The 19211-nt window shown below is 42.7% G+C and carries 21 protein-coding genes; 5 read left to right on the top strand and 16 right to left on the bottom strand.

The window, feature by feature from the left end:
- Positions 1 to 68 precede the first annotated feature (68 nt).
- The 8 genes from EX191_RS02660 to ccoN all read right to left on the bottom strand — a co-directional run bounded on the left by EX191_RS02660 (position 69) and on the right by ccoN (position 7102).
- The gene (locus tag EX191_RS02660) at positions 69 to 746 is read right to left on the bottom strand and encodes a sulfite exporter TauE/SafE family protein (RefSeq protein WP_145474025.1); all 678 of its coding nucleotides are present in this window, start codon (positions 744 to 746) and stop codon (positions 69 to 71) included.
- Positions 747 to 754: 8 nt separating this feature from the next.
- Positions 755 to 919, bottom strand: a complete 165-nt coding sequence (gene ccoS, locus EX191_RS02655) for a cbb3-type cytochrome oxidase assembly protein CcoS (protein ID WP_012841826.1) — start codon at positions 917 to 919, stop codon at positions 755 to 757.
- 15 nt (positions 920 to 934) lie between these two features.
- Positions 935 to 3298, bottom strand: coding sequence for a heavy metal translocating P-type ATPase (locus tag EX191_RS02650; protein ID WP_193447079.1), 2364 nt, complete (start codon positions 3296 to 3298; stop codon positions 935 to 937).
- A gap of 4 nt (positions 3299 to 3302) precedes the next feature.
- The gene (locus EX191_RS02645; protein ID WP_005396484.1) at positions 3303 to 3779 is read right to left on the bottom strand and encodes a FixH family protein; all 477 of its coding nucleotides are present in this window, start codon (positions 3777 to 3779) and stop codon (positions 3303 to 3305) included.
- 105 nt (positions 3780 to 3884) lie between these two features.
- Complete coding sequence (gene ccoP, locus EX191_RS02640; protein WP_005377487.1) at positions 3885 to 4859, bottom strand: cytochrome-c oxidase, cbb3-type subunit III; 975 nt, start codon at positions 4857 to 4859, stop codon at positions 3885 to 3887.
- The gene (locus EX191_RS02635) at positions 4859 to 5032 is read right to left on the bottom strand and encodes a cbb3-type cytochrome oxidase subunit 3 (protein WP_005396487.1); all 174 of its coding nucleotides are present in this window, start codon (positions 5030 to 5032) and stop codon (positions 4859 to 4861) included. Before EX191_RS02635 ends, ccoP begins: the two co-directional genes overlap by 1 nt.
- Positions 5033 to 5041: 9 nt before the next feature.
- The gene (gene ccoO / locus EX191_RS02630; RefSeq protein ID WP_005377475.1) at positions 5042 to 5662 is read right to left on the bottom strand and encodes a cytochrome-c oxidase, cbb3-type subunit II; all 621 of its coding nucleotides are present in this window, start codon (positions 5660 to 5662) and stop codon (positions 5042 to 5044) included.
- A 12-nt stretch (positions 5663 to 5674) separates the two neighbouring features.
- Complete coding sequence (gene ccoN / locus EX191_RS02625; protein WP_005396488.1) at positions 5675 to 7102, bottom strand: cytochrome-c oxidase, cbb3-type subunit I; 1428 nt, start codon at positions 7100 to 7102, stop codon at positions 5675 to 5677.
- Positions 7103 to 7359: 257 nt separating this feature from the next.
- Here ccoN and EX191_RS02620 point away from each other — a divergent pair, with 257 nt between their 5' ends.
- The 3 genes from EX191_RS02620 to EX191_RS02610 all read left to right on the top strand — a co-directional run bounded on the left by EX191_RS02620 (position 7360) and on the right by EX191_RS02610 (position 10722).
- Positions 7360 to 7716, top strand: coding sequence for a hypothetical protein (locus EX191_RS02620; protein WP_193447078.1), 357 nt, complete (start codon positions 7360 to 7362; stop codon positions 7714 to 7716).
- Positions 7717 to 7829: 113 nt separating this feature from the next.
- On the top strand, positions 7830 to 9011 hold the full coding sequence (locus tag EX191_RS02615) for an FIST signal transduction protein (RefSeq protein WP_193447077.1): 1182 nt from the start codon (positions 7830 to 7832) through the stop codon (positions 9009 to 9011).
- The gene (locus EX191_RS02610) at positions 9001 to 10722 is read left to right on the top strand and encodes an ATP-binding protein (RefSeq protein WP_193447076.1); all 1722 of its coding nucleotides are present in this window, start codon (positions 9001 to 9003) and stop codon (positions 10720 to 10722) included. Before EX191_RS02615 ends, EX191_RS02610 begins: the two co-directional genes overlap by 11 nt.
- A 175-nt stretch (positions 10723 to 10897) precedes the next feature.
- Here EX191_RS02610 and EX191_RS23155 read toward each other — a convergent pair whose 3' ends face one another.
- From EX191_RS23155 to matP, 4 genes are all read right to left on the bottom strand, one after another.
- Positions 10898 to 10978 carry a DUF3693 domain-containing protein gene (locus tag EX191_RS23155; protein WP_414718280.1) on the bottom strand — a complete coding sequence of 27 codons (81 nt, stop codon included), beginning with the start codon at positions 10976 to 10978 and terminating at the stop codon, positions 10898 to 10900.
- Between the two features lie 210 nt (positions 10979 to 11188).
- Complete coding sequence (locus EX191_RS02600) at positions 11189 to 11512, bottom strand: hypothetical protein (protein WP_104971713.1); 324 nt, start codon at positions 11510 to 11512, stop codon at positions 11189 to 11191.
- A gap of 114 nt (positions 11513 to 11626) precedes the next feature.
- Positions 11627 to 11938, bottom strand: coding sequence for a DUF3634 family protein (locus EX191_RS02595; RefSeq protein ID WP_005396496.1), 312 nt, complete (start codon positions 11936 to 11938; stop codon positions 11627 to 11629).
- Between the two features lie 15 nt (positions 11939 to 11953).
- Entirely contained in the window at positions 11954 to 12403 is a 450-nt protein-coding gene (gene matP / locus EX191_RS02590) for a macrodomain Ter protein MatP (protein WP_053807434.1), read from the bottom strand.
- 210 nt (positions 12404 to 12613) lie between these two features.
- Between matP and EX191_RS02585 the strand changes: the two genes are divergently transcribed.
- Positions 12614 to 14254: a S16 family serine protease gene (locus EX191_RS02585; protein WP_053807435.1), complete on the top strand. Its 1641-nt coding sequence runs from the start codon at positions 12614 to 12616 to the stop codon at positions 14252 to 14254.
- Positions 14255 to 14324: 70 nt separating this feature from the next.
- Complete coding sequence (gene fabA, locus EX191_RS02580; RefSeq protein WP_005396499.1) at positions 14325 to 14843, top strand: bifunctional 3-hydroxydecanoyl-ACP dehydratase/trans-2-decenoyl-ACP isomerase; 519 nt, start codon at positions 14325 to 14327, stop codon at positions 14841 to 14843.
- Between the two features lie 120 nt (positions 14844 to 14963).
- Here the strand turns inward: fabA and rmf are convergent, their stop codons facing one another.
- The 4 genes from rmf to EX191_RS02560 all read right to left on the bottom strand — a co-directional run bounded on the left by rmf (position 14964) and on the right by EX191_RS02560 (position 19199).
- Positions 14964 to 15137, bottom strand: a complete 174-nt coding sequence (gene rmf, locus EX191_RS02575) for a ribosome modulation factor (RefSeq protein WP_005377453.1) — start codon at positions 15135 to 15137, stop codon at positions 14964 to 14966.
- A 181-nt stretch (positions 15138 to 15318) separates the two neighbouring features.
- Complete coding sequence (locus EX191_RS02570; protein WP_193447075.1) at positions 15319 to 17052, bottom strand: DUF3466 family protein; 1734 nt, start codon at positions 17050 to 17052, stop codon at positions 15319 to 15321.
- 7 nt (positions 17053 to 17059) lie between these two features.
- Positions 17060 to 18979 carry an ABC transporter ATP-binding protein gene (locus EX191_RS02565; protein ID WP_193447074.1) on the bottom strand — a complete coding sequence of 640 codons (1920 nt, stop codon included), beginning with the start codon at positions 18977 to 18979 and terminating at the stop codon, positions 17060 to 17062.
- Positions 18957 to 19199: a glutaredoxin family protein gene (locus EX191_RS02560; RefSeq protein ID WP_074190119.1), complete on the bottom strand. Its 243-nt coding sequence runs from the start codon at positions 19197 to 19199 to the stop codon at positions 18957 to 18959. The genes EX191_RS02565 and EX191_RS02560 overlap by 23 nt, the downstream gene beginning before the upstream one ends.
- Between the last annotated feature and the right edge of the window lie 12 nt (positions 19200 to 19211).

Genomic DNA, 19211 nt, shown 5'->3' with positions numbered 1-19211 from the left:
TACATCAATATTTTAGCATCGCTTAATCCTAAAGGGTAGCAAAAATGTCACCTCAATAGAGTTTAACGTTATATGAAACCGAGTAACTCTAAAGCTCCTACAGCAGTGTACGAACCATATCCAATAAGGATTAATGCTGAAATATTTCTAAATATTAACGATTTTTGTAATTTCTGAAAATGGTTGGCACCATATCCAATAATAAGCATTGCCGGAAGTGTTCCGAGGCCAAACGCGAGCATAATAAGACCACCGTTTATTGCGCTGCCTGAAACCGCCGACCAAGTTAGCGCAGAATAAACCAAGCCGCATGGTAACCAGCCCCAAATGAAGCCAAATGGTAAAGCATGAAGAGGGTGCTTTAATGGCAACAAACGCTTACCAGCAGGTGAGATAAAGCGCCAAATGTGCTGTCCTAACTTTTCTATTAACAGTAAACCTTGCCACCATCTAGCAATATAAAGCGCAACCAGAATCATGAACAGTGCGGCAATCAGCCTTAACCAAGCAAGAGAATGCGTTAATCCACTTAGCTCAGATAAACCTGATATTGCTCCGCCTACTAATGCACCGATTACGGCATAGCTGCTCAATCGCCCTAGGTTGTAGAAGAGTGGAATAAGGGGGGAGCTTTTACTTGTAGAAGAGCCCATGGTAAGCAGAGACGCGATACCACCACACATTCCCATGCAATGACCGGCCCCAACGAGGCCGATCATCAAAGCACCAATAAAGTCAGGAGTCATAAAGGTTGCTATTTTTTATCACTATTAGATTTGTCTTCTTCATCAAGAAGAATGTTATGTCCTTGTCGTTCTAGATCTTCAAACTGATCACTTCTTACTGCCCAAAGAAAAACGGCAACAGCAACACAAACGAGAACGATAGCGATGGGAATCAATATATAAAGACTTTCCATGTTTGCTTTCTCTACTTATTTCTCTTTGAGCAGGCGCAAAGAGTTAGATACAACGATAATTGAGCTTGCAGACATGCCAACTACTGCAATGTAGGGAGCCACTAAACCAGCGACAGCTAAAGGCAAAATTAACAGGTTGTAACCCAAAGACCAAGCCAAGTTTTCTCGAATAATCTTTCTTGTACGCAGTGCAAGCAAACGTGCCTCTAGTAGCTTTTCGAGATTATCCCCAAGTAACGTCATATCTGCAGATGCTTTAGCGACATCCGTACCACCGCCCATTGCAACAGAAAGATGAGCTCCGGCGAGAGTAGGTGCGTCATTGATGCCATCGCCAACCATCATTGTGATACTGTCTTCATCAAGACTCTTAAGGTACGCGAGTTTGTCTTCTGGTTTTGCTGACGCAACGACGTGATCGATACCAATTTCATTCGCTACAGGTCGAGCGTTTGAGAGAGAGTCACCTGTTAGCAGCGTTGTCTTAATTCCAGCGTCGGCAAAACGTTGAACAAAGGCTTTGCTTTCTTTTCGGATAGGGTCGCGGTAGTAAAAACTAGCGACATGCTCGCCATCAACTGAAAGATAGACCGCGTGGCTTTCTTCGCTTTCCTTGCCTTGAACAAAAGCCGCACTGCCTATCTTAACGACTTTGCCATTCCAGATCCCCTCAATCCCTGAACCAATCACGTTTTGCACTTCATACACAACAAAGTCATCATTGGCGTAACTTGCAAAAGAGCGAGCGATAGGATGGTTTGCATGAGCTTCTAATGCCGCGGCTAGAGAGAGACAATCTTCTTTTGGAAGATCACTCAACACTTTTGTATCACAGATCTCAATATCGCCTTTCGTTAGAGTACCTGTTTTATCTACAACTAAGTGGTTGATCTTACATAGCGTCTCGAACACATGACCTTTACGAAGCAAAATGCCAAAGTTTCCCATACGAGAGGTAGCACAGGTGAGAGCTGTTGGAGTCGCAAGAGATAGGGCACATGGACAGGTGGCTACCAATACGGATAGCATGATCCAAAACGCATCATCTGGTTTTGTTTGATGCCAGTAAAACCAAGTACCAGCAGAAATAATAAGAATTGCTCCAACAAAGTAACGAGCAACAACGTCTGCAATTTCTGCGATTTTAGGTTTGGAGTGTTGAGCTTCATCTTGTAAACGCACGATATTGGAAATCATTGAGTCGGCTTTGGAACTCATGACCTCTAGCTCAAATGACTCATCACCGTTTAGTGTTCCTGCATAAAGCGCATCGCCTTCTCGTTTCACAACATGTACGGATTCACCCGTTAGCATGGATTCATCAATATGAATACGACCCGAAATAACTTTGCCGTCAGCTGGGATATGTTCACCAGGAAGGACGCGAATACGATCACCAACTTTTAGAGTTTTCACTGGTATTTGCTCGCCATCCAGCGTCGTGGCGATCGCTGGGATCAACTTTAATAGGTTACCACTCGCCGCTGCGGCTTTGCGACGCGCTCGCATCTCTAAAAATCGTCCAACCAATAGGAAGAAAGTGAACATTGAAATCGATTCGAAGAAGACTTCGCCCTGTTCTGTAACGGTTGCTATTAAGCTGGCTACATAGGCAAAAATAAGTGCAATCGAGACAGGCACATCCATACCGAGGGTTCGGCCTTTGATGCTTCGCCACGCATTTAAGTAAAACGGAAGAGCAGAGTAGAGTAGGACTGGCGTAGCAAAGATCAGACTTACCCAACGAAAGTAATTTTTAAACTCCGGTTCTAGGTCACCAAAAACTTCTAGGTACAATGCGACGGCTAGCATCATAACTTGCATGGTAGCTAAACCAGCAATACCTAATCTGTATAAGTATTGCTTCATCATTCGATGATAAGAGGCTTCTTGCTTATCAGCTTCAAATGGTGCGGCTTTATAACCCAATTTATGAATGACAGATAGGAGCTCACTTAATCGCACCTGAGTCTTATCCCAGGCTAGTAATGCGCGGTTAGTGGTTGTATTCACGCGGATAGACACTAACCCAGCCGTATTAGAGACTTGCTTTTCGATTAACCACGCACAAGCTGCACATGAAACGCCTTCTAAAGAAAGAGTTACTTCAGAGACATTTTCACGATTTCGCACAAATTCTGATTGTACATCTTCATTATCATAATGAATTAAAGCTTGGAGTTGCTCTGGTACTAAATCTGCTTTTTCCGCAGGCGCAGTTCTATATTGATAGTAGGATACTAAGCCGCTGTCTACGATGGTTTGAGCAACCGTCTCGCAGCCAGGACAACACATCTTGCGGGATTCACCGAGTATATCAACTTTAAAATCCGTGTTGGCTGGTACATCTTCACCACAGTGATAACAGGATTCACACATATGCTTACTTCATTAACGGTGTTGACGAGGCAGGAAATTCAACTTTACCTTGGATCATCCATTGTTGGTCATGTGGTTGTAGTTCGACAAACCAAGGGCCTTGAATAGATTCTTCTGCCGTTAGGCGGTAATTACCAGATGCATCCGCCGTAACGAGCTTTGTAAAGTCACGATCAGGAAGAGTACGATGAGTGAAAGTGGCCGTTAGAGCAGGGTAATGAGATAGCTTCCCTTTAGCGAAAACAATCACAACATTGTTATTTTCAGAAGAAATCTCTGCGTTAAGACCTAGGTCACGAGCGACATTCATTTTACTAATGTCGATGTTAATGCCTTTGCCTTTTTTATAGTAATCCTCGGCGACTAAAGAAACAGAGTTGTTCGAGAAAACGACCACAGTAATCACAGTCCAAACTACGACAGTAAGAGGAAGGATGATTAGGAACCACGGCCAAAATTGTTTATACCAAGGCTTTACCATAAAAAAGTTCTCAACAGCTAAATGAAAAAATGTAAGGCGTTAAATTTAAAGGAAAGACAGCCCCTATGAAAGGGGCTGTTATTGCTATGTTACTTAATATCTCAGTTACTTACTCTCTGAGTTACTTAAGCTCCAGACATAAGAGGCAACGAGCTGAACTTTATCTTCACCCAAAATGTCTTTCCACGCGGGCATTACACCTGAGCGGCCGTTCATTACGGTTTCGGTTACAGCTGCACGAGAGTCGCCAAATAGCCAATCTTGGTCTGTAAGATCAGGTGCACCGACTGCAGGGTTACCCTTACCATCAGTACCGTGACAAGCTGCACACACGACGAAACGTGCTTTACCTGCCGCTGCTTCACGAGCATTCACTTTACGACCAGATAGGCTAAGTGTGTAGCTTACAACTTCTTGCACACCTTGCTCACCAAGCGCATCTTTCCATGCTGGCATTTGACCAATACGGCCATGCATGATGGTTGTTACGATTGCAGCTGGTTCACCGCCGTATAGCCATGCATCATCAGTTAGGTTAGGGAAACCTTTCTGACCACGAGCATCAGAGCCGTGACATTGAGAACAGTTTTGCAAAAACAAACGTTGGCCAACTTTTAATGCTTCAGGATCTTGCGCAATTTCAGGAATTGGGCGTAGACCACTGTCATTGTGCGCGAGTTTACGGAATGCTTCGCCGAAGTAAGCGTCGGCATCATCCAGTTCTTTTGCATATTGGTTTAGTTGCTTGTTCTCTTGTGCTGCAGCGATGGCTTCTTTTGACTCTTCTAGTGAGCGAACGGTTTGAGCCGAACTCTGCCAGTTTAAAAAGCCCTTGAAGCTACCTAGACCTGGGAATAGGGCAAGGTAAACTGCTGCGAACACAAATGTGCTTACAAACAGGTAAGTCCACCACTTTGGTAGAGGGTTGTTTAGCTCGCGAATACCATCGTACTCGTGGCCCATGTCTTCCCCTTCCTCGACGCCCATTTTATCTTTAGCGCACCAAGTCAGGAGAATCGCACAGCCTACCAGCGTACCGACAGTAATCACGATAATCCAGAGACTCCAGAATGTAGTCATTACTTCTTCACTCCTTGGTTATTTGGGGTCGTTTGTTCTTCGTCAGCAAACACCAAGTTGGCATCTTCTTCAAAGCGTGCTTTACGCTTTTTACTAAATGCCCACCATACGATGCCGATAAAACTAGCGAAGAGTACAACGGTATAAATACTATGAATTGTACCGAAATCCATATGATCCCCTTACTTCATTGCATGACCAAGAGACTGAAGGTAAGCGATGATTGCATCCATCTCTGTTTTACCTTCTACTTCTTTAGCCGAATTCGCGATCTCTTCATCAGTGTATGGAACACCGAACTGATCACGAAATAGCTCAAGTTTCTTCTGCGTTAGCTTACCGTCTAAAACGTTTTCAGCTAACCACGGGAAACCTGGCATGTTTGACTCAGGCACAAGCTCACGAGGATCTAGTAGGTGAACGCGGTGCCATTCATCAGAATAACGACCACCAACACGAGCTAAATCCGGACCTGTACGCTTAGAGCCCCAAAGGAATGGGTGTTCCCAAACACTCTCACCGGCGACAGAGTAGTGACCGTAACGTTCAGTCTCTGAGCGGAAAGGACGAACCATCTGGCTGTGACAAACGTTACAACCTTCACGGATGTAGATGTCACGACCTTCCATCTCCAGAGGAGTGTAAGCACGCAGATTCTCTACAGGTTCAGTCGTTTGCTTTTGGAAAATCAGAGGAGTGATCTCTACAAGAGCACCCCAGCTGATAGCAAACACGATAAAAATAGCCAACAAACCGACATTACGTTCTAAGATTTCGTGGCGATTATTAGAATTATTACTCATTCTTAAATCTCCTTATGCCGGATGTGGGATAGCTTTTAGGCTTTCTTTAGGTGCACTTACCGTTTTGTACGTGTTGTATGCCATTAGGAACATACCAGATAGGAAGATAAATCCGCCTAGGAAACGTACAAAGTAGAACGGATAAGACGCTTCTACAGACTCAACAAAGCTGTAAGTTAGCGTACCGTCAGAGTTAACCGCGCGCCACATAAGCCCTTGCATTACACCAGAGATCCACATCGCAACGATGTAAAGAACGGTACCGATTGTTGCTAGCCAGAAATGCACATTAACTAGACCAACAGAGTACATACGTTCTTGGCCAAATAGGCGGGGTACCAAGTGATATACAGAGCCGATAGAGACCATCGCAACCCAACCTAACGCACCAGAGTGAACGTGACCAATGGTCCAGTCTGTGTAGTGAGAAAGTGCGTTAACCGTCTTAATCGACATCATTGGACCTTCAAAGGTAGACATACCGTAGAATGACAAAGAAACGATTAGGAAACGTAGGATAGGGTCATAACGAAGCTTATGCCATGCACCAGATAACGTCATAATACCGTTGATCATACCACCCCAAGAAGGAGCAAATAGAACCAGCGACATCACCATACCTAGAGACTGAGTCCAGTCCGGTAGCGCTGTATAGTGAAGGTGGTGAGGGCCTGCCCAAATATATAGAGAAATAAGCGCCCAGAAGTGAACGATAGATAGACGGTAAGAATAAACAGGACGTTCAGCTTGTTTAGGAACGAAGTAGTACATCATGCCTAGGAAACCAGCGGTGAGTAGGAAACCTACCGCATTGTGTCCATACCACCACTGAACCATCGCATCCACTGCGCCTGAGTAAATCGAGTAAGATTTACCAAGTGACACAGGAATAGCCATGCTGTTCACGATGTGAAGTACTGCTACTGTGATAATAAAGGCACCGAAGAACCAGTTTGCCACATATATGTGTGACGTGTTTCGTTTCACCAGTGTGCCGAAGAACACCACCGCATATGATACCCATACTAGCGCAATTGCGATATCAATAGGCCATTCTAGCTCAGCATACTCTTTACCCGATGTTAAACCGAGAGGCAAAGTAATGGCTGCTGCCAGGATGATTGCTTGCCAACCCCAAAAGGTGAAGGCAACGAGTGGGCCACCAAAAAGACGTGTTTGACATGTGCGCTGTACAACATAATAAGACGTTGCGAACAGAGCACTGGTACCAAACGCAAAAATTACCGCATTAGTATGCAGTGGACGTAAGCGACTGTACGTCAACCACGGCGTATCAAAGTTTAGCTGTGGCCAAACTAATTGAGCGGCAATCAAAACACCAACAGCCATACCAACTATGCCCCATAAAATGGTCACAAGGGTAAATTGGCGAACGACTGTATAGTTGTAGTTTTGTTCAAGCTGCTTTACTTGGCTCATTTGCATGCTTCCAATTTCTAATTAACTACACTTTTACTTCCAACACGACTTGCGTCGTAACACCACCCAAGTAAACTCTAGAATTCAAGTGTTATCATCACCTTATTTCCATTGCTGACTTTAATAAAAAGTGGCATTTTCAGCGTGACACTATACTTGAATTAACAATTCAATGACAGGGTAGTAACCTTACTGGCCCCCTGGAAATCATTTTTTATTTAAAAAGTTTGAAGTTTGTAACAAGGATATTAGTAATTATGCCTGCACAAAAGTTAACAAAGGCGCGACTTGCACAAATCTTAATCATGCTCAGTGTGTTAATAAGCGCATTTTTCTGGCGTACCTTTACACACGAGAGCGTTACTAGCATTGACTGTTCACAAAAAGAACGATGCGATGTAACAATTGAAGGTGAAATAATCACAATTAATCGTGACTCAACGGGAATTTCGCTCGAAACGATAAAAAGTAGCACTCTAAAAATTGATCCAAATCAATCTGGCAAATTTATCAATCTCGATCGAGAGCATAAGAAAATAGAATGGGACACAATGCCTGAATCAAAAAAAATCACCTTTAAAAAAGGCGAAAACATTGTTGTAGTTCAATTATAAATACGATCTGTCACGAGATAATCGCAACTTCTTAATGAAATTTTCACCTTCTTACCTAGAGAAAATTGGTTGGAATGGTATAACAGCAGAGTGATACCCAATTATAAAATCGTATGCATTGCCAATCAGTTTTTACTCATATTAAAGATGAAGACTCAGCGATAGAAACGCTTAGGTCCGAACTGACACAACAGAACTTGTCTTACGTGATGTGCTACTACACGGAAGAGTACGACTTCGAGTTAATTCGAGAAGCGTTTCTTGAGCATTTTCCCGGTGTGCCTTTTCATGGCGCCAGTTCATGCCAAGCAGTAATGACAGACCAGGGGTTTCATTCGGGCCCAGTGATTGCGGCGCTCGCAATTTATGACTCAGGCCCTCATGCTTATGGCACTGGTATTTCTAACTATGATTCAGGTGACAGTGTAACTAGAGCCTTAGATATGGCTCTTGAGAACGCTAACCGCGTAGGAGAAGTGCCAAACTTAATACTGCTTCATGCAACTCCAGGGCAAGAGGAATCAATCATTGCATCTATAGATGAAAGGTTTGGTACGCTGATCCCAATTATTGGTGGTTCAGCCGCTGATAATCATATCACGGGAAAATGGTCTGTCATTACCACCCAAGGATCTCAAACTGCAGGTTTAAGTCTGACATTATTTTACTCCTCACAGCCTGTTGATATTGCTTTTAGTGCTGGGCACACTCCAACCAATATCAAAGGGGTTGCAACCAAAACTAACGATAGGTGCTTGCTAGAAATTGATGACGAACCGGCCCTCAATGTTTATAGAAAGTGGACAAACCATCAAGATAACCAAGTAGGTAAAAACAACCTGCTATTTACAAACTCGAGTGCTTATCCACTAGGGCGTGTCGCTGGCCACCTCTATGAGCGTCCATATTACAAATTGTCCCATCCAATTCGTGAGACGCGAGATGGAGGAATTGAGCTATTTACACGAATAGAAGAGGGTGATGAACTCACTTTAATGAAAGGAAGCAGAGAACACCTCGTTGCACGCGCCGCTAAAGTTGTAAATGCAGCCTTTAATCAAAAATTAGAAGAATCTCGAAAAATTGGGGTGATAAACATCTTTTGCGCAGGTCCTATGTTGCACTTAATGCAAGACATGAATAGCGTTTGTGAACAAATTAACCAAGAACTAGAACAGTTACCTTTTATTTGCCCTTTTACTTTTGGTGAGCAAGGTAGATTTATTGGTGGTGAGAATGGACATGGAAACCTGATGATTTCATCAGCGATATTCCATAAACCTTATGAAAGATAAATACTTAGACATATACCAACAGGAAGCGCTGCAAGAAGCGTTAGTCGAACTAAAACAGGCTAGGCAAAGAGAGCGACTGCTCGCCGATGAGAATAAAGCTATTCTTTCAGCGATATCCGCGATGAGTGAAGCAAAAAACCGGCACGAGATATTTACGGGATTAAATAATGTCCTTAAGAAGTACATCAACTTTGATGATTTTATCGTTCTAACTCGTGATGATGAGAGGTACCCCTTCAAAACGTTGATATCGACAAATAGTGTATTTGATAACATATCTTGGTTACACGGTAACGCATCTGAGAGGGCGCTGAATGGCGAATGTATTCTGCTGTTCGAACCAGATAGGCTTGCGGAGTTTATTAACCTGAACAGCTTTATAAAAAGCCATGTAAACTCGGTAGTCCTAACGGGCATACGTTCAGAAGTAACACAAACGGTCATCTTACTTATTGGTGCTAAGAAAGGGCACTTTAGCATAGAAAATAAGGAAACCTTAAGACGCTTTCGGCCTTTAATTGAGAGGGCTGTCATCGATATTGAGACCAAAGAGAAGTTACAACGTATTGTTGAAGTGCGAACAACTCAGCTTGCTAAAGCAAGAGAAGAAGCAGAGCTTGCAAATCGCTCAAAGTCAGAATTCTTAGCGATGATGAGTCATGAAATTAGAACCCCTCTAAATTCCGTCCTTGGAATGCTCGATATTCTGAAACAATCCACCTTATCAGAAGAGCAAATCGATGCCCTGAGCCAAATGGAATGCTCAGCGGAGTTGCTTCTCGCGATTATCAGCGACATCCTTGACCTCTCAAAAATTGAATCAGGTCGCTTTCAACTCAATGAGCAGTGGGTTAATTTAAGAGACACTGTCACTTTTGTTATTTCTCAACAAAAACAAATAGCTAAGAAGAAGAGCCTTCAATTTAAACTCAATTGCATGGTAACTACCGACAAACAGTTTTGGATTGACTCTACGCGATTATCTCAAATCCTGTTTAATCTTATTGGGAATGCAATAAAGTTTACTGATGAAGGAGAAGTAAAAGTTTCAGTATCTGAGCAAGACTCCGAGCTTGTAATTTCAATATCAGACACCGGAATTGGTATATCTAAAGCCAAGCAAGAACATCTATTTACGGCATTTCATCAAGGTGATCGTTCCATCACGAGACGCTTTGGTGGTACAGGACTAGGGCTAGCAATAACCAAGCATTTAGTTGAAATGATGCGCGGCAAGATTATCGTTAAAAGTGACGAGCATGTCGGCTCAACATTTACTATTAAGATTCCCGTTTTAACTCGGTGCAATCAAAATCGTCCAGTTAAAATAGAAAACAACCAACCAATAAAAGCGATGGATCTTCTCGTAGTCGAAGATACCGAGTCGAATCAGTTTGTAATAAAGCTTATTTTAAATAAGCTTGGTCATAATGTTCATATCGCAAGTCATGGAGCAGAAGCATTAACGTTCTTAGAGGAAAATGAGGATTTAATCGACCTGATTCTTATGGATGTCTCGATGCCAGTAATGGATGGGATTACTGCAACAAGGCTTATCCGAGATAAAGGCTTCAAGACTCCAATCATCGCATTAACCGCTCATGCGCTAGAAAGTGATAGAGATAAATGCCTTGACGCAGGTATGGATGGATTCATTTCCAAACCAGTTCGAAGACAAGATATCTTTGAAGCTATACAGCCATTTCTGTAAGTAGAAAAAGCATTAATATAGATCTTAACAATCGATAGATTATTAAGATCTATATTAAGTATTTTATGGTAAATAGCCATTATGTTTAATGGTTATGATAGAGACCTTAAATTTCAAATCGACAGGGGAATTAGGAGTACTCATTGGCAACATTTGGCGTACGAGCATATTCAATTTAACATAACACATATAATGCGCACTGTAATAGTGGTTCCTGTGGACTTGTAATCACGACAGCTAATCCAGTGCAAGCCATTGAGATTCCTGACAATCCGAGCCCATTAACTTTTTTGCAATTCCTTCCCATACTGATTTTATCTGCAGATTATCATTTCGAGTTGATTGGTTTATCTCACCTAGCCTGCATTCCCAACCAATTACACGAGAGCCACTTCATTTTCATCTAGTTCATCGAGTCTGAAAGCTTTGCGCTCTTGCTGTCCGGTGCTTCTAATCAACATTGCAATCACGAACCTGTGGCTATATGAAGCCGAATATACTTTTCTGGATATTTATAACGATAGCGTTTTCCTTTCCTTAAGTTGGATTTTACATACCGACAAACTTTTTTGTCACCACTACTGGTTACTCTTTTTATTACTGCTTTTTTACCTTTGTGTTCCATCTCTATCATGACATCACAATAACCTTGGTAGTCATCAAATTTATTGTCTGCTTTCCTTTGAATCTTAGTTTTAATCTTTTTAGCCAATGGATTCGTTTCCGAGTCGTCAGACAAAGCTGAAGCACTTACAAAGAGAAAGATCATTAAAGTTACAACGTATCGCATAGTTTAAGTCCGTTTATCTTATTGATTAATCAATGATAAATAATTTTTCTATAGATACGAAAATGGGACGCTATATTGCGTCCCATTTAACACGATTAAGTAACTGATATGTAATTAAGCTCGCTTCTTGCCTTTGCTCGCTTTGAAACCTTGATGCGGAAAAACGTTGCGAATCCGCTGTTGGATTTTTTTGGGAACGTCCTTGGAAAAGCTCAAACGCATGCCGGTTCGTTGGCTATATACCTTCATTTCACCACTAAACGGATTGTGTTCACTAATATCTTGTAAGTTATGTTTGAAAGAAGGTGGTAGATGCCCTTTTACGTTACTGATATGGCCGTTATCAAACTTTACTTTTAGCACTGGTCTATCAACTGCGATCAACCAAAAGATTACGATGGCAGCAATTAAGATTACATATAACATTTGGCACTCCCTATCCTAGCTAGATAGCAATTTACTCAAATCCTCTTTGATCGAGGTAACTTTTTGACTCGCTTTTTCACTTCTCGATGCTTCAGAAAGTAGATATTCAATTGCGTCAGATAATGTACAACCGAGCTCGGTTGCTCTGCTAGAAAGCTTTTCCCAAACTCGATAATCTAAGTCAATGGACTTTTTCTTTGTATGGACTTGCTCTGCATTGAAATGACGCTTCCTTTTCGCTCGGATAGCCTGCTTGAGTTTGTTGTCCAACTCTTCTGACATGTGGTTTTCTATCCAAGCTAATACAAGCGTAGGTTCGTGTTCAAGGCGTTTTAGCTCTGCAACCGCGGCATCTGCTTCACTTGTATCAATATGTCGGGTAATCGCTTCACCATCTTTCCATTTCTTGATGAGATACTTCCATTTCCACCCACACTCTAGATTCTCAAGCTGCTGATATTTCATTTATTCCGACCCATAAACATAACCTAGTGACAGCGTAACCCAGATAATTTACTTGGGCAAATAAAACTCTTAGAAGTATCGATGTTGATCACTCATTTGTCTAAGTATTGTTCATTGAGTGTTGAATGCCGTGAGCGAACCAAATTGGTGCTAGGGTGTTATAGTCCATTTCGTTATAATGTCGGCAAGATTGAATTACGATGAATTTTAATGAACCAACTTAATTGGCAAGACGTAACACCTTCACTTGAGCAGTACGAAGCACTTTTAAAGTCTGCACCTTCGTTACCAAAGAAGTCTTTTACTGATCTTCAACCGAGGATGTCGGCAACGATATCTCGCTTTTCCAAAATGTCGGGATTGACACGCGTGCTACTCATTAACTGCGTCGATAATTCTGTCTATAGAGAGTTCATCAGTAAAGCTCTTCAGAGTCATTCTAACGCTGCGATTGTTTTGTCGGAATCACTTGATGCCAAACGTTTATTTGACCGTTACAGTGTTGATGTAAGTGGTGATATTGCCTTCCAACCTGGCTTGATTTCACAAGCTGACGACGGTTATTTGATTGTACCTGCTAATCTCATTCTGGCTAACCCGGGACTTTGGCCGAATATAAAGTCTGCAATTCAACAAAACCTTATCGAGCCACTGAACCTAAGCCCTACTCGCTTACCTACTTCAGTACCGCCATCTAAAGCTTATGATGTAAAACTGATTGTAACTGGGGAAAGAAGTCAGTTAGCAGAGCTAGAATATATCGACGAGGACTTTTGTTCAGGCTTTGCCATGTATACCGAAGTTGAAGAAGATATTCATTTGTCAGAGCAGAATTTGACAGATTACTTTGGTTTGGTGAACTGGATATGTTCTCAATATCAGCTGCCTCACTTAACGGAATGTGGCTTTAGAAGACTGTTGCTAGCTGGTATGAGATTTACTGAAGATCAACATTATTTGCCGTTAGGTGTAATGTGGCATTCTCAACTTCTAACACTTGCCAGCCAGTTCAGTGATGGCCAAACATTAGATTACGAGTCATTAGATAAAGCGATTGACGACAAGTATTATCGCGAATCCTATCTTCCTCAGCGTGCCGTGTACGATATTTTAGATGGACAAGTCATTATTGAGACAACTGGGGAACAAGTTGGTCAAATCAATGGCCTAACCGTCATCGATATGGCTGGACACCCTGTCAGCTATGGTGAGCCTGCCAGAATATCGTGTGTAATTCACTTTGGTGATGGCGATGTTTCCGATGTTGAGCGCAAAGCTGAGCTTGGAGGCAATCTACATGCGAAAGGCATGATGATTATGCAAGCTTTCTTAAGCTCTGCTCTAAAACTGGATGAACCACTGCCTTACTCTGCCTCGATTGTATTTGAACAGTCTTATAGTGAAGTTGACGGTGACAGCGCATCTCTCGCAGAACTTTGTTGCTTGGTGAGTGCGTTATCTGAATCTCCAATTAATCAACAAGTTGCGGTTACAGGAGCCGTCGATCAGTTTGGTCGAGTGCAAGCAGTCGGTGGCTTGAACGAGAAAATTGAAGGTTTTTATCAGGTTTGTAAACATCAGGGTTTTACGGGAAATCAAGGCGTTGTCATGCCGAAATCAAACCTTAAACACCTTGCATTACATAAAGATGTAATAGAAAGCATTAAAAATGGTGAGTTCCATATTTGGTCCGTCTCTACGGTAGATGAAGCTATTCCGATTGTTATGAATAAACCTTTTAGAGGCGAAGACGAGAGCATTATTGGCAAAATAGCGGAACGTATTGAAAACTTTGAAAGACATGAGCATCCAGAAGGAATTGTGCAGCGCATCAAAAACTGGTTTGTCTAGTACTGATCGGAGTTGTTTAGCGTACACGTGTTCACTAAGATGCAGCTATCAAAAATTGGAGTAATTGATAATGCAAAACAAACGTGATTCTTATAACCGTGACGATCTACTTGCTTCTAGCCAAGGTGAGCTATTTGGACCAGGTTACCCTCAGCTTCCTGCGCCAAACATGCTAATGATGGATCGTATTACTAAAATGTCTGAGACAGAGGGCGATTTTGGTAAAGGTTTGATCTTGGCGGAATTGGATATTACTCCAGATTTGTGGTTCTTTGATTGCCACTTCCCTGGTGATCCAGTAATGCCTGGCTGCCTTGGCCTTGACGCGATGTGGCAACTTGTTGGCTTCTTCCTTGGCTGGGTTGGCGGTAAAGGTAAAGGTCGCGCTCTAGGTGTTGGTGAAGTGAAGTTTACAGGCCAAATCCTACCGACGGCGAAAAAAGTAACCTACGAAATCCATATGAAACGCGTCGTAAATCGTAAACTAGTAATGGGTTTGGCTGACGGTCGTGTATGCGTAGATGGCAAAGAAATCTATGTTGCGAAAGATTTGAAAGTTGGTTTGTTCCAAGACACTTCAAACTTCTAATCACGACTTTAATCGATTTATAAAGGCTCCTATTTAGGGGCCTTTTTGTTTGCCTAGTCTATAAATGTAGAAAAGGCTCCGCAGAGCCCTTTCGAATCCTTCTTTTTGTATGTGGAGAGTTTATTTGTAGAGACCAGATTGTCTTTCATCTCTGGCATCACGCCAACCACCTAACCAATACGACCGAGCATCAACTTGTTGATATGGGCAAGCCTCTTGAGACCTTCCATTCAACCCAGCTTTATAGCCTTGAGATTGAGCTCGTTCTAGGCGATCACGCTTTTGTCTCTTCATAGTTAATTCCTCATACAGGTCCATTTACTAACGTACAGCTGTTATTGTGAAACTTTGATGGAGTTTTTATGACTCCACTTATAAGAATCGATCAAGTTGAGTGATTTCTCAAGGCATAAAAAAAGCAGAGGCTCAAATGTGTGAGCCTCTGCTTGATTTAAAAATTACTGACGATTTTTGACTATTTTCTACGGAACCCAAACAATCCAAGCATGGTCAAAGCTAACCAACCAAGGCCTGCACCTTGACGCTCTGTTGTCGTTGAGTCAACGCTTCGAGACACAATGTCCTTCTCAGTCGCACCTGCAATAGGCACCAATTTTACAGCTACGATTTGCTCATCAGAACTACATGTCGCGTTGTTTGCTGTTGTACTGTAACCGCCAGCACATTTCATCGCGGTACCAGAAATCACACCTGCATCGTTGATATCGGTTGCGTCAAGAATACGGAACTGGTTGTTTTGTTCAGAGTAGTCACCGCCATTAGTCAAACTATCTAGGAACCAAGCTTTTCCATTAAATAGTGTTGAAGCACGTTCACTAGTCTCACCACCTACACTATATGGGTAGATAAAACCGCGCTTACGACGTGGCTTACCATCGTCTTCACGCGTCGTTTCCGCATCGAGCTGTCCGACAATTTCATTGTAAGAGTTGATCCCGCCCATCTTACCGCCCGCACCGCTGAAGAAAATTCCGGTACTTGGGTAAAAAGCGTTGATAGAATCCTTACGAACATCATTTACGATAAAGAGACGATTTGGAGCAGAACCCGTTGGCATTAAGTATCCACCTGAACGTTTTGCTTCACCAATAGCAACAAAATTTGAGTTAACATCGGTTAATCGTGAGTTTGTATGAACCGTATCATCGCCCTCACGCTGTCTCGCTCCTACAACAACTTTGTTTTTCCAAGTTGCGTTTTCAACGCTACCTTCTGCCTCTAGGGTTCCGACAAAAACAGTAGCATTCAGATAGTTATCATCACTGTATGTGTTGTAACCCACGCCGTAAACCGTTGTTCCATCTGTGACAAGGTCACGCATGCTTCCTTGAGCCAGTCTTTCTCCATCTTTAGATGTGCCACTTGGCCAAGCCAACTCACTGACGGTTCCACTTTGATCCCAAATAGCTGCTTTCGATGTGTGGTGAGCGCCATTGGTATTGCTTGCCGTTCGAGATACACTACCAACGGTAAAAATGCCATCGGTTTTCCAAGCGTGGCTTTGCACAACGCTTGCGTCGTTATCACCTGTAACAAAATTTGGTTCAATAGGTGCTACGACTGTATTTCTTGTTTCCAGTGTCGACTGGTTTTCACTGCTGACTTTACTTTGATTACCGACAGCTGCACCATCTTCGGTAAGCTGATTGATAACATTGTTATATTCATTTTTATAAGCAGCAGAATCGCCTTCTACAAATGCTAACGCATTAGAAGTAAAGTCTTTACTACGCTCTTTGTTCCATGGGGTCCAGTTTACAGAAGCCCAAGAGTCACAAGTAGAATAGCGAAGCTGGTTATAACAGTAACGTTCAAAATCTTTGAGTTCTTGGATGTAATAAAAGCCCGCGTCCAATCCAAATGGAATTTCCTCACGATAGCTGTTCCCATCCACGGCTTGTGTCGCTGAAATCGGTGTTGTGCGAGTTTCCATCGCAAGCTTAAATTGGTCTGGTGTACAGTTTGCTGCTGCATCAAAACAGCCCAAAGCGAAAGGGGAACCTGTTGAAGGATCTGTACCCGCATCACCTTGCTGAATTGCAACGCCGTAAGCCGTTTGGTAGTCACCGTTTGAACCATGATCCTGAGGTGAAACCTCAACCACTTGATACAATGCCGCCTGTGCGTTCATTGTGGTACCAACCATCATCGCAATGGCGGTCAATTTGAATTTATTACTACAATTCATTGAATTCTTAACTATCCTGTTGCATTGCTTCGAGTTCTTCCCATCTCTCGAATGCGATTTCCAACTCCTGCTCTAGTGCAGCAAGCTGTTCCAATACCGGCTGAGTTTGCTCTACAGGTTTAGCAAAGAACTCTGGATCGTTCACTTGCTCCTGAAGGCTCTCGATATCCGACTCTAATTGTTCTAGTTTAGCTGGTAGAGCTTCTAATTCTCTTTGCAGCTTATACGATAACTTCTTCGAGTTGTTCTTAGGTTGAGTTGTTTTGGGAGTTTCCTCAACCACTTTTTCTTTTTTCGCTGGCTTTTCAACCGCTTGACGAACCGCCAATACCTGCTCACGCTGCTGTCTTGCATCGTGATAACCACCAACAAACTCTTCAATCACTCCGTTGCCTTCGAAGATCCAGCTTGTGGTAACGGTATTATCAACAAACTCTCGGTCGTGGCTAACTAAAAGCAATGTGCCCTGATAGTTGGCAAGCATTTCTTCTAAAAGTTCCAACGTTTCGATATCCAAATCGTTGGTTGGTTCATCAAGAATAAGTAAGTTGTTTGGTTTCAACAAGATACGAGCTAGCAGTAATCGGTTTTTCTCACCACCAGAGAGCGCCTTAACCGGGGTTCTTGCGCGCTTAGGTGCAAATAAGAAGTCTTGAAGATAACTCAGCGCATGACGCTGACGTCCCCCAACCATTACTTCTTGTTTCCCATCCGCTAAGTTATCGATCACTGTTTTTTCTGGATCCAAAATCTCTCGGTACTGATCAAAGTACGCGACTTCTAATTTTGTTCCGCAGTGTAAACGACCAGACTGCGCTTCCAATTGCCCTAATAGCAATTTAAGTACCGTACTCTTACCGCAGCCATTTGGTCCGATAAGTGCAATACGGTCACCGCGCATAATGTTAAAGCTAAAGTTGTCGACGATTGTCTTGCCTTCGTAAGCAAAAGATATGTTTTCTGCTTCAAATACAATTTTCCCTGAACGTGAAGCATCATCGATATTAAGGTTAACTTTGCCTTGGACATCCCGGCGATCGCGACGCTCTTCACGAAGTTTCTTCAATGCGCGTACACGACCTTCATTTCGAGTTCGGCGTGCTTTAATGCCCTGCCGAATCCAAACTTCCTCTTGAGCAAGCTTTTTGTCGAATTCAGCATTCTGCATTTCTTCAACGCGGAGCATCTCTTCTTTTTCTTCTAGGTAGTTGTCGTAATCACCTGGGAAAGAAGCTAATTGCCCGCGATCTAAGTCAACAATGCGTGTTGCCATTGATTTGATGAACGCACGGTCGTGAGAAATAAAGATGATCGAGCCTTTGAAGTCTTTTAAGACGTTCTCTAACCATTCGATAGTTGTTACATCAAGATGGTTTGTTGGCTCATCAAGAAGTAATACATCAGGGTCACAAACCAGCGCGCGAGCTAAAGCGGCTTTACGTTGCCAACCACCGGATAAATCGGTCAGTTTAGTTTCTGGACTTAGTTTTAAAGCACCAAGTACGTTCTTAACACGGTCATCAAAGCGCCAAGCATTAGAATGGTCAAGCTGCTCTTGAACCTTGGCTAAACGGTTGATGTTTTTCTCACTCGGGTCTTGAGCAACAAGATCGAGAAGATCGTGATAAATCTTCAGTTGTTCGCCGATTTCAGCCAAACCGCCAGATACGTATTCGTAAACCGTACCCTCTTGATTACGCGGTGGATCTTGTTCAAGTCGAGAAACAACGACGTCTTGAGTGATTTGAATCTTGCCGTCGTCCAACAAAATGTCGCCGGCAAGCACTTTCATTAACGTGGACTTACCTGCTCCGTTGCGACCCACTAAACAAACGCGTTCGTTTTCTTGAAGAGCGAACTCCGCTTTGTCCAGTAATGGGTGATCACCAAATGCAAGTTGTGCGTTATGAATGGTAAGTAATGCCATTATTATCCAACCAATGTGTGAGTTGTTCTAAGTCAAACGGCCAGTTCAACTCAGAATCTTGATACTTTAATACGGGTATTGTGACGCCGTAACGAGAAAACAGTGCATCATCGAACGCAATATCAATGATATCTGTTTGCTCGGCCAAACCAATTTGGTCTACTAGAGCAAATGCCATCTCACAAAGATGGCATCCCTCCGTGCTATACAATATCAGCACGTATTAATCCTT

Source organism: Vibrio chemaguriensis, assembly GCF_012275705.1.
GTDB classification, from domain to species: Bacteria; Pseudomonadota; Gammaproteobacteria; order Enterobacterales; family Vibrionaceae; genus Vibrio; species Vibrio diabolicus.
Note: the sequence above shows the minus strand (reverse complement) of the source record. Positions and strands in the feature narration are given on the sequence as shown.